The sequence below is a fragment of the Paenibacillus sp. ACRRX genome (assembly GCF_022346885.1).
In the GTDB taxonomy this organism is placed as follows: Bacteria; Bacillota; Bacilli; order Paenibacillales; family Paenibacillaceae; genus Paenibacillus_B.
On record NZ_JAKRNK010000001.1, the window covers coordinates 318,944 to 330,430 of the forward strand.

Here is an 11,487-nt window from a genome sequence, read left to right on the forward strand (position 1 = left end):
AATGATCCATCACAGCCGATAAATAAGTAAGGAGGCGTATACGAATGAAACGAGTAACTTGTATCGTGTTGTCCTTTGTGATGTTGTTTGCCGCCATTTGTGGTGGAGTAAGCATACAAACAACTGCCGCAGCAGCTAAGTTAGTTCGTGCAGCAGTTGTTACCGAATGGAAAGGTAAAGTTCTAGTCGAGAAAGTAGGGGGCAAGAAGCCTCTCCAAGTGTTTAAGAAGATGAGTATTAATCAAGGGGATCGGATTACGACTGGAGCGAAGTCCAAAGTAGTTCTTCAACTTGCAGGCGGAGCAGAACAGGATGTCGTAACGATTGGTGAAAATTCAGATGTCAGCTTCACGGAGCTGAAAAAGGATAAAGGAGTCGTCACCCGGATCAGTGTCTGGGCAGGTTCGGCTTGGTTAAAAGTAAAATCGATTGCAGGCGCTGATGACCGCTTTGAACTGGAGACACCAACAACAGTTATGGCGGTACGTGGAACTCAGTTTGGTGTCTACGTCCATCCTATGGCTGGTTGGTCGCGACTTACTGTGTCAGCAGGTGTCGTAAGGGTGTATTATCCGTATGGGGTTGCTGATGACACGTTAATGGCGGGTGAAGTATCAGGTGCGGATCGGAATGCGGCATACGCCATTGCACCCGCCTCCTGGATGAAAGCGGGGGGCCCGCTGCTTACGTTAGGCAAGCAGGATATTTATCCGGCCCAGTCAAGTACATTTATCCCTGTAGGTGGCAGCAGGACTGGCATGCTGGCACTTCAGAGCTATGCGGATCCGAAGGGCGTGGCTCCTGGGGACACGGCAATTATTCGAGCAATGGTGGAAGGATATACGGAGGCACAGGCAGAGAATAAGACCATGCTGGATCAATGGAGCCGAAGCTGCCTGAATGGCGCGATTGAGTCGATATGTTCTTCATTATACAGCTACAGTCAGCTAGGCATGCCGAACGATAGTAAAGAATCTTCCTTGTCTGCAGAAGCTGTAAAAGCATTAAAGGAAAGAGCGATACATAATGTGCAGTCCTACCTGGATGCAGTGTTGTCGATGTCTGTACGTACAGGTGTCATTACAGAGGGTGAAGCTGCAAACTGGCGGCAGCGTGGAGGAGATTCGCAACAAGCAGGTTCTAGTTCCAATCAGGAACAGCTTCGTCTGTCTATTGATGAATTAAAGCAGACGGCTTATGTTGCGGAGCGTCTACAGGAGACGCTTCCTGTGACGGTATTATCCGAAGAATTGCGCGATCTAAAGGATAAGCTTATGGAAGAAGGACGCCAGCGGGAAGAAGTGCAAAAAAAGCTAGACAAAGAGGTATCAAAACAGCTTGTAGCAAGCTATCTCGAACAACTGACAGCTAAAGAGCGTGATCAATTTAACGAGCGGAAAAACCAAGCCCATACAGAACTGTGCGAGAATGCGGCCAATGTGCTTAGCTGCGAGACCGATGAGGACAATCCGGGTGGTAGTGGAGGAGCGGGCGCAGGCGGGAATGGTGGCGGAATTGTTACACCTCCACCTGAGACATTAAACGTGTTGGAACTGAAAGGTGACAGTGCTTCTTTACAAGCTGGAAAGGCTGTGCTGGTACACGCGGTATTAAAAAGGTTCCAAGTGAGCCCGCTTGTAGGTTCTCTTGAGTTGGCAATCGAAGTCGAGGGTGGACAGCTCGATACGAAGCTGCTTGATTCTCAATCTACGATTTATCGTCATGGGGTCAACGGGAAATTTAAGATAGCTCATAATGCTGATCATTATGTGATTAGTAACGCTATAGATCAATGGAGCAGCACAGGGAACTTATTTTATTATCAGCTGTTAAGGACAAAGACAGGAGCTGCTCAGCTCTCCAACGATGACGTTTTGATAAGTCTACCTTACGTAGCACAAGCCGGCAAGGAGCTGAAGCTGACTATTAAGCAGCTTAAAATGTATGATGCTGAAGGTAAAGCGATAACGGCGACTGCTGCACAGAAGCCGCTTATTATTCCGATTGTTCCTTAATTGGTTTATGAACATAAAGGAGAAAGTCAATGATGAAAAGGGCTTTGAATAATTGCATCCATAGATTAACTCACCAGTCAAAGCGAATTCTCATAGCTGGGATCACATGCGTGATGATGGCAATGGTAGTGTTACAACCGTTGACTGTGTCAGCGTCAGCCCCTCCTGTGGACAAAGCATCCATTCCAAATGAAAATGCGTTACTTCAGATGAAGTCTCCTGCGGTGCATCTGGAAGGATGGCTGGAAGGTTCGCAGTGGTATGAACTGGTTCACAGATCTGGTAATGGTGAATCCGGTTGGCAGGATGGTGAGGGAGCCTTGTCACGTTTCCGTTATCCGACTAGTCTCGTGGTAGATAGTGCCGGTAAGCTGATTGTAGCAGATACGGATAATAATTTGATTCGTGAAGTTGATGCTGTAGGAAACGTTAATACAATAGCAGGTGCGCAGCTTGGGTTGAATGTACAAGGGAATCCCGTGGGTGGATGGCTGGATGGGAAAAGCGCAAACACACTCTTTCAATCTCCTATGGGAATGGCAATAGGCAAGGACGGAACATTATATGTTGCGGACAGCGGTAATCATGTTATTCGTAAACGAACTATAGATGGTACTGTATCAACTGTTGCGGGCGATGGATTGGCAGGTTGGCAGGATGGCGCTGCGAAGCAGGCGAGATTTCATTCTCCGCGCGGGATCGCTATTGGAGACGACGGGACATTATATGTAGCGGATTCATTAAATCATGTTATCCGAACGATTGATCGGACGGGGAACGTGAAGACGATTACTTCTCGTTCAAGCCGTGTTGTAGAGTATATAGATGGGGCTCTGGCTGCAGCAGGCAATTATAAAGACGGAACCATTACGGATGCCCTCTTTAATGAGCCGTCCGCACTAATATGGCTGAATCCAGATACGCTGGTCGTTAGCGATACAGGCAATCAGAGGATTCGTACGATAAATTTGAAGCTGAATACGGTATCCACGCTTGCCGGCAGCGGGGCATATGACAAGTCGACACAACGGCTATATGGTAGTCATGAGCTGTATGTACCAGGAGATTATCGGGATGGTGCTGCAAATCAAGCCCTGTTTAATAGTCCAAACGGACTTGCGATAGCAGTTGATGGAAGCATTATAGTAGCGGATCGTTGGAATCATGTGCTGCGTATGATCAAAGACGATAAAGTCTACACGATAGCGGGGCAGCCAGAGGTGAGCGGAGCAATAGACGGCTTTGCTGAGAGGGCGACTCTGCATGAACCGACAGGAGTAGCGGCACTTAAGGATGGACGAATAGCATTCACAGACTCTTTTAACAATAAAATACGTGTGCTGCAGCGATATGAGCTGCCCATAGGCATGAAGACAAGTCATCAAAGTAGTTCAGCAGCTGAACACATCTCTCTTGTTTACAATAAGCAGATCCTACCTGACGAAGTTACTCCGCAGCTCAAACACGGGAGCGTGTGGCTTCCCTTACGTGCTCTTGCTGATGCTGTAGGAATGAAGACTTCAATGAGCAAAGAGGGAACGGTAATACTATCTTATGGTTCAATTCAGTATGAATTAAAAGTTGGAAGCCGCGAAGCTATTCGTGTGGATCAAGGACAGCGGACGATTGTAGGGATGCATGCTGCACCTTATATCGAACAAGATCGGGTCATGCTGCCTATACGATTTATTGCGGAACAATTCGGATTTCAAGCAGATTGGCTGCCAACCATGAGAACGGTTGTCATCCGAGATACGTTATTTGTCAGATACGAAGTAACCGGATCTTCGCTGCCGCCGCAGTAACGGTAGTAGGCATTGTGGAGTAGCAGGCAGGGGAAGGAGATGAGCATTTAAGGTGATGAAAATTCAGGGCGAATCGCCATTTTCAGAAAAAGATCAAGCGTATATGAAAAAGTACCTGGAGTCTCATCCAGACAGTCGTATGGCTTGGTATTTGCTAGGCAAGCAGTATGAACGCGCCGGAGAAAACAACAAGGCCAATTATTGCTTTAATCAAGCTGGAGATATTTATAAAGCGTTTGAGAATGGTCCACTGCCCGCTGAAACGGCTGCTGAGGAACGATCCTTGAGACAACAAGCGTTTCGTCATCGTCAATTGGTGCGCCAACGTCGTCAATTGGCAATCCGTTCAGTTCTGCTGCTTCTCCTTCTTAGCTCCTTATTAATTGCTATACCAGGTGGAGAAGCAGCTGCACCTGCGTTCCAGAAGGCGACTGAAGAAGTCAAGCCGAGTGAAGAGGTCAAAGAACCAGCGATAGTCATACCGATTATTGAACTAGTTGGCAAGAACTCTCCCGATGCAGTCGGCAATGCTTTGAAGAAAGCAGTAAAGGTTGCTTCTCAAAATGAGCAAGCACAGACAAACACGCTTATTATTGAACAGGAACAGAGAGAGCGCTGGCTGCTGTGGAGTCGCTCCCCCGAACCGTCGATGTCCATTCGACCGGCAGCTACAAAGGGCCAGGCTCAAGTTGATAACCTAAAACTTCCCGAATGTGAGTGTAAACCAGAGCGGGACAAAGCCAATCGGTATGCAAAGGCTTGGGCTGCTCAAGCGGAGAGCACGCTCATTGCACGTTCCATTGTGACGGCAGTTATTCGCAGCGGGGCAGAGCCGCCGCCTCGACTTGAGACGCTGGCGAAATCATATCCGCGCAATCGGATCGCTGGCGTAGATTCGCTCGCAGCTCCTTATTATGAGGAGGCCGTGAAACAATGGAACTCCAGTGCAAAGACAACTCCATCCCGCAGCGAACGATTAAAACTATTGTGGGCTTCGAAAACCAAAGCTGGGAAGCAGCCCTTCAAGGAAGCGCTGCGGATCGTGGTTGATAAACGCTCACATCGGCTTGCTCTTATAAGCGGAGATCAGATTATCCGCAGCTACAAAGTTGGATTGGGTGGTAAGCGGACGCCGGAGGGGAAATTTACAATATCGGAAAAGGTTGTGAACCCGAATGGCAGTGCTACAGGAGCTTTTGGCAGCAGAGGCATGACACTTTCCAATACGTTATATGCGATTCATGGAACGGATGAGCCGGATAGTATAGGAGCCAATCGCTCGTTGGGATGTGTTAGAATGACGAGGCAGGACGTGGAGGAGCTATATGATCTTGTGCCAATTGGCACAGAGGTTCAGATTACAAAAGGCGTACTTCCCGATGTTGACGTAGCTCCGCCCTCGGGTGAGAAATATCAAGTGCCGCTTACTCCAAAGCAGGACAACCCTAATAAGATTTACAAATGGTTAGGATAATATCGATGACAAAAGAGCCGCTCCCTAGATCTAGGGAGCGGCTCCTGAATATATATCGTAAAGGTCTAACCGTTAATGATAAGTAATACTGTAATAAGTATAATGCTTAACAATAGAATGCCGGAAATCCAGGTGATCGCTGAGCTATTGACGGGGTCTGAATTGTGAGACGTCCGAGTAGGAGGCATGCGTTTGGCTGACATAGGTCATCACCTTTCTTATGTGGTTCTATACTCTATATTGTAACCGTTTTCTTTTGTTTTGGCTAGGTCTTGCGTGTGATTTGACGCTCTTTTCTTTTAGCGGCGAAACCAGTAAACTGTAACATAGGATCAGTTTCCCCTCGGATGTACACAGGGAGTTCCTCTAACCAAATTTAATAATATATGTTAGAATAAATAACATGATCACAGACGAACGGAGTGGAACCTTTGTTATATCGTTATGTTGGTAAACCGATGTTTTTTCGCATGGATCCGGAACGGGCCCATCACCTTGTGCTGGACGGAATGGCGACTGCGGCTAAAGTTCCAGGTTCACTTGCACTTTTACGAGGCATGTATGGCGTAAAGGAGGAGGCTATGCTGGCCACGGATCTATTTGGGCTGCATTTTCATAGTCCTATTGGCTTGGCGGCTGGTTTAGATAAGAATGCGACTTCGGTTGAGGCGTTATCCTCAGTTGGATTTGGATTTATTGAGGTAGGAACTGTGACACCTGTCGGTCAATCGGGTAATGAGAAGCCTAGGATGTTTCGCTTGCCAGAGGATGAAGCCTTAATTAACCGAATGGGATTTAACAATGACGGTGCTGAGATGTTGAACGTACGGCTGAAGCGGTTGGATAATTACACTGTGCCTGTATTTGTTAACATCGGCAAGAACAAAGTGACACCGAACGAGCAAGCTAACGAGGATTACTTAACATGTATTCGGACGTTGTATGATGTTGCTAATCTGTTTGTTGTGAACATTAGTTCCCCGAATACGCCTAATCTGCGTAATCTTCAGCACGGTGACGAGCTCCGCTCCTTATTGGAAGCGGTAGTCAACGAGATGAATACACAGAATAAGGCAAGCGGCAAGAATAAGGCTGTGCTTGTGAAAATTGCTCCTGATGTCTCAGACGAAGAGTTGGCGCATATGACGGATACAATCGTATCAAGCGGTGTAAACGGCATTATTGCAACTAATACGACGTTGTCCCGGATGGGGACAACGCACTCCAATCGGGTGGAGACTGGGGGATTAAGCGGCAAGCCGCTAACGGAAAGATCAACTGAAGTAATTCGTCAGGTATATCGCCTGACAGAAGGTAAGCTGCCTATTATCGGTTCTGGAGGCGTGTTCACAGCAAAGGATGCGTATGCGCATATTTGTGCTGGAGCTAGTTTGGTTGAGATTTACACGTCCTTTATTTACCGTGGCCCCGAGATTACGCGTGAGCTTGCTCGAGGGATTAAACAATTGCTTGAGCAGGATGGTTATAAGCATATTTCAGAGGCAGTAGGGAGAGACCATAAATAAACAGCAGTGCAACTATACAATGTGCTGGATGAACGGTTGGACGGACAGGAGGCGTTCGGATGGACGGAAGAGATTGGGGAAAATTTTTGCTGCCTTATGAACAGGCCGTCGAGGAGCTGAAGGTCAAATTCAAGACGCTGCGCTCGGAGCTGAAGAAGCGTGAGGAATACGCGCCTATCGAGTTTGTGACGGGTCGTGTCAAACGTATTTCGAGCATTTTGGAGAAAGCAAGGCGGCTTGATGTTCCCCGGGAACATATTGAACGTGGGATAGAGGATATTGCGGGTATCCGCATTATGTGCCAGTTTGTCGAAGATATTCGTTATGTGGCACAGCTCATTCGCAATCGCAAAGATATGAGCGTGTTGTATGAGAAAGACTACATTACCAATTTCAAAGACAGCGGTTATCGAAGCTTTCATATGATCGTTGAATATCCGGTTCAGACGGCTCTAGGTCAGAAGATCGTACTTGCTGAGATTCAGATTCGCACGCTGGCGATGAATTTCTGGGCTACAATTGAGCACTCTCTGAACTATAAATATAAAGACAGCCTGCCAGACGATGTAAGAGAGCGGCTGAAGAAGGCCGCTGAGGCAGCATTTATTCTTGATAATGAGATGACAAGTATTAGACATGAGATCTTGGATGCGCAGCGGAGCTTTGAAGACAAGTCGAAGATTGTGCAGAATTGTCTGTCCTTTATCCAAGAGCTGTATTTTTATCATAAGATTACGGAAGCGATTCACTTCCAGCTCCGGTTTAACGAATTGTGGGAGCAGAATGATTTGGCAGGCTTAAGAAGGCTGGAAGAAGATCTCATCAATGCGATTAGCACCGCTAAGAGAAGCAGTCGGAGCGCAGATGACGAATAAGGGCTACGATAGGCTGTATGTGGCTTTTATAAAGCTCTTTAATGAAGAGCGGGACTATTACGCTTGCCATGATGTCATGGAGGAATTATGGCTTGAGGAGGGACGGAAGCCGCTCTATCAAGGATTGCTGCAAGTGGCTGTTGGACTTCATCATTGGCATAATGGGAACAATTCTGGTGCCGTGAAGTTATGGGAAGCCGCTTTGCAGAAGCTCGATAGTTATGCAGACTTAGAGTTGGGCATCCGGCTTGACCTCATTCGCCATGATACACTCAGGTTGCTTAAAGCGTTACGGACGTCAGAAGGTGCTGTCCCTTTGGAGCATTTGACGATTACCATTGAAGATAGTGAGCTTGCGGATGCTGTAATTATGTGCTCGCTCACTGATTTAGTTGAAGCAGATGATGGCCTAATAGACAAATAAGTTTAAGCAAAGAGCCAAGGCGTTAGGATACCTTGGCTCTTTGCTTGTGTATTATATGTTGTATTTAGTCTAGGCTCATTATTTCATTCACCAGCTTATTGCAGCACAACTGTTTCCCCTGGTTTCAGTCCTTCAATTATTTCAGTTTTATCCGGAGTTTCCATGCCAATCTTAATGTCACGGCGCTCCACTTGACCGTCTGCCTTTTGCACTTGAACATAAGCTTTGTCCTGCTGCTTCATAATTGCAACAGTTGGCGCTACAATCACATTTGGTTTGCGGGCAGCTTCGACTTGGCCAGTTAAGCTTAATCCTGCTATAAGGTTCTGGTTGGCTTCTAGACTAATGATGACTTCGAATTGTACGGCTTGGTTTGTCACTGTCGAAGGTTGATCCGTACCACTCTTGGCAAATTTGGATACTTTCAGTACTTTTCCTTTTAAAGGTACTTCTTTCATCGCATTAATCTTTACTTTTACAGGCATACCGACTTTGATGGAGAAAATGTCTTGCTCGCCTACAAGCGATACTAATTGAAGTTTCTTCGTATCTACAATTTTGCCGATGCGAGCATTCTCTTGCACCACTTGGGGCAGCTTGCTTGCCTCATCATAAAGGAAAATACCCGATGCAGGTGAAGAGAAGCGGGCTGCTGCAATCTTCTTGCGTTTATCAGCCATCTCTTGCATTTGAATGTCACGGGATACGCTGCCAAGCTCTTGCTGCAGGCGAGCGGTTTCCTTCTGCACAAATTGTTTCTTGACCTCATCTTCTGTCATGCCCATCATACCCGTTTCGCTGTTAACTGTCGCTTGGAACTTGGTGAGCTGCTCTTCAAGCTTCTTCTTTTTCAGTTCTGCTTCTGTCTGTGCAATCTCATGCTCAAGTTCTGTCGGATCTAGTTGGAAAAGGGTGTCGCCTTTGGATACCTGCTGTGCATCCTTGACGGTCCATTGCTTTACTTTGGCGTTAAAAGGCGCATAAACAATCGTTTCTGTCTCGTATGTTGATTTGCCTTTTACTTCAATGTTGCGTATCAAATCTTCTTGCGTCACCTCAAAAGTGACTGCATTAGCGTTTTTGTTGGCTGCATCAGGCGAAGCAGGATTGGCAAAAGTGTATAAACCATAACTAATGACTGCTAGTAAGCCTAAAATAACAACCCATTTTATTGTTTTTTTCATTTGATTTTGTTTCCTCCTCTAGATCTGTTGGACGCTGCAATTCTAATCACGCTTAATAGCTGTTAATGCATCGGTGCGTGAAGCGCTGAGCGCAGGATATATACCGGATAACACACCAGTAAGCACTGCAAAAAATATGCCTAATGGAATATTGATGAGTGGGATAAAAATAAATCCTTGACCTGCTTCGGTTGCTCTCGCAGCAGCTCCGTTAATGCCCCATACTAGCCAATACGAGATCATAACGCCGATAAGTCCGCCCAATAGACCAAGCAGTGCGGCTTCTATAATAAACATATTGCGTATTTGCCTCAAATTAGCGCCAAGTACTTTCATAATGCCGATTTGACGACGGCGTTGATGAGTGGACATTGTCATTGCAACAACGATTGAGATCGAGGCGATAATCAAGACGAACAAACCAACACCTAGTGCAATCGTTCGTACCATCTTGAATGTATCCTCCAAACGTTCTTTCTGCTTGAGATTGGTCTGTGTGTTGAGCATCAGCTTCTTAATTTGTTTTTCCACTTGCTCTACATTTTTCTGATCGTCTACTTTAACAAGAATAGACTTATATGTACCTGCTTCACTTGGAGGGGGCGCATCCGGCCCTTGGTTCAACTTTAGCTGATCACGTATAAGTGCGGCCGTTTCTAGCGAAGTGTAGGCTTTCTTATCGTACTTGGCAGAATCGGCAGATGCGTCTGCGGGTTTCTTTATCACACTCGTAATTCGCATTGTGCTAGTAGTAGGCTTGTGCTGATCAGCCGTGTCAGCTCGTTCGAATCGTACCTGCCGTTGGAATAACGGAGTATGCAACTTTTGAATATTTTCCAGCTGCTGCGTAATTTCTTCGTTAAAAGGGTCTTGATTCTGCTTCTGTATAAGCGGTTCCAATGTTTCTCTGTCCAGAAGTCCGTACTCTGCACCGTAATTAAGAACAACAGTATCTGCAACGTCAGAAGGACCTCCTTGACGAAACTGATGGTTGAAATTGGCAAGTTGCTCCAAATCTGTTCCGATGACCTGCACATTGTTACTGCGATCATCTGTCGTGTGCATGGAGAAGTATCCGACCTCTTCAAATGGTGACGCTGCCTTGACATGTGGAAGATTGCGGACCAGATTCAGCTTCTGCTTAGTCAGCTTACCTCTGTTGTCTACATCCTTATTTACCTCTTCGCCTTTGTTCTGGATCGGGGTTACTGTAATTTCATCCATCTTGAGGAAGGAGTTAAGTTCTTTTTCGGCGTAGATCTGTGCGGATTGACCGAGGCTCATTGCAACGATGATAGCTGCACAGCCGATGGAGATACCGGCGGAGCATAGTCCAGTAACAACTTTTCGTCTACGTAGTTGGTCTATGGCAAGGCTCATATAGTCTCGTGCTCTCATGCTGTGCCTCCTTCAACGGCGACAGGGGCTTTATCTTCAACAAGATGGCCATCCCTGAGCGTAATAACACGCTTGGTATGATCGGCTACCTCACGTTCGTGGGTAACGATAATAAATGTAGTGCTCATCGTCTTGTTCAAATGCTTCAGAATGGCGATTATTTCTTCCTCAGTACGCGTATCCAAGTTGCCAGTCGGCTCGTCCGCAAAGATGACAGAAGGCTCAGTAATTAAGGAACGCGCGATACTGACACGCTGCTGCTGACCGCCAGACAGCTGTGAGGTGAATAACTCACCCTTGTCTGGTATCCCGACCTGCTCAAGCAACTGCTTTGCCTTTTCCTTTCGCTTGCCAGGTGATATGCCTTGGAAAACGAGCGGAAGTTCGATATTCTCTCGAACCGTAAGGTTAGGTATAAGTTCATAAGCTTGAAAAATAAAGCCGATGTTCGTACGGCGAAACTCCGCCAACTGGTTCTCGTTCATCTTGACGATGTCTTGCCCTGCTATGTATATGTTTCCTTCTGTCGGCTTCATCAGACCTGCCATGAGATTTAGCAGTGTTGACTTGCCGGAGCCCGAACTGCCGAGCAAGGCGATCATATCACCCTTCTCCACGTGAAAGTCAATGTGATGAAGCACTTTCGTTAGCTCAGGTCCATTACGAAACGTATGTGATAACTGTTCAACCTTGAGCATGCGGCTCCCCCTTTCTATATTTCGAGTATGGTTAGAATCTACTAAAGTTACATACGAGGCGCAACATAAAGAAGTTCCTACAATTTAC

At 46.6% G+C, this 11,487-nt stretch carries 9 protein-coding genes; 6 read left to right on the forward strand and 3 right to left on the reverse strand.

Annotated elements, in window-relative coordinates:
• Positions 1 to 44: 44 nt before the first annotated feature.
• The 6 genes from MH117_RS01400 (at position 45) to MH117_RS01425 (ending at position 8,119) form a co-directional block, all read left to right on the forward strand.
• Complete coding sequence (locus MH117_RS01400) at positions 45 to 2,015, forward strand: FecR family protein (RefSeq protein ID WP_239326643.1); 1,971 nt, start codon at positions 45 to 47, stop codon at positions 2,013 to 2,015.
• 116 nt (positions 2,016 to 2,131) lie between these two features.
• A complete protein-coding gene (locus MH117_RS01405) occupies positions 2,132 to 3,820 on the forward strand; it encodes an NHL domain-containing protein (protein WP_239326645.1) in 1,689 nt (562 codons plus the stop codon).
• A 55-nt stretch (positions 3,821 to 3,875) separates the two neighbouring features.
• Positions 3,876 to 5,294: a L,D-transpeptidase gene (locus MH117_RS01410; RefSeq protein WP_239327721.1), complete on the forward strand. Its 1,419-nt coding sequence runs from the start codon at positions 3,876 to 3,878 to the stop codon at positions 5,292 to 5,294.
• A 431-nt stretch (positions 5,295 to 5,725) separates the two neighbouring features.
• Positions 5,726 to 6,820: a quinone-dependent dihydroorotate dehydrogenase gene (locus MH117_RS01415; RefSeq protein WP_239326647.1), complete on the forward strand. Its 1,095-nt coding sequence runs from the start codon at positions 5,726 to 5,728 to the stop codon at positions 6,818 to 6,820.
• Positions 6,821 to 6,879: 59 nt separating this feature from the next.
• Complete coding sequence (yjbM, locus tag MH117_RS01420) at positions 6,880 to 7,695, forward strand: GTP diphosphokinase (RefSeq protein ID WP_239326649.1); 816 nt, start codon at positions 6,880 to 6,882, stop codon at positions 7,693 to 7,695.
• Positions 7,646 to 8,119 carry a DUF309 domain-containing protein gene (locus MH117_RS01425; protein WP_239326651.1) on the forward strand — a complete coding sequence of 158 codons (474 nt, stop codon included), beginning with the start codon at positions 7,646 to 7,648 and terminating at the stop codon, positions 8,117 to 8,119. Before yjbM ends, MH117_RS01425 begins: the two co-directional genes overlap by 50 nt.
• A 95-nt stretch (positions 8,120 to 8,214) precedes the next feature.
• On the opposite strand, the gene MH117_RS01430 is transcribed toward MH117_RS01425, so the two are convergent.
• From MH117_RS01430 to MH117_RS01440, 3 genes are read right to left on the reverse strand one after another with little or no spacing between them, the layout of a single operon-like run.
• The gene (locus MH117_RS01430; protein WP_239326653.1) at positions 8,215 to 9,303 is read right to left on the reverse strand and encodes an efflux RND transporter periplasmic adaptor subunit; all 1,089 of its coding nucleotides are present in this window, start codon (positions 9,301 to 9,303) and stop codon (positions 8,215 to 8,217) included.
• A 42-nt stretch (positions 9,304 to 9,345) separates the two neighbouring features.
• Entirely contained in the window at positions 9,346 to 10,701 is a 1,356-nt protein-coding gene (locus MH117_RS01435; RefSeq protein WP_239326656.1) for an ABC transporter permease, read from the reverse strand.
• Positions 10,698 to 11,399 (reverse strand): ABC transporter ATP-binding protein, encoded by a 702-nt coding sequence (locus MH117_RS01440; protein ID WP_239326658.1) that lies wholly within the window; start codon positions 11,397 to 11,399, stop codon positions 10,698 to 10,700. Before MH117_RS01440 ends, MH117_RS01435 begins: the two co-directional genes overlap by 4 nt.
• Positions 11,400 to 11,487: the final 88 nt, after the last annotated feature.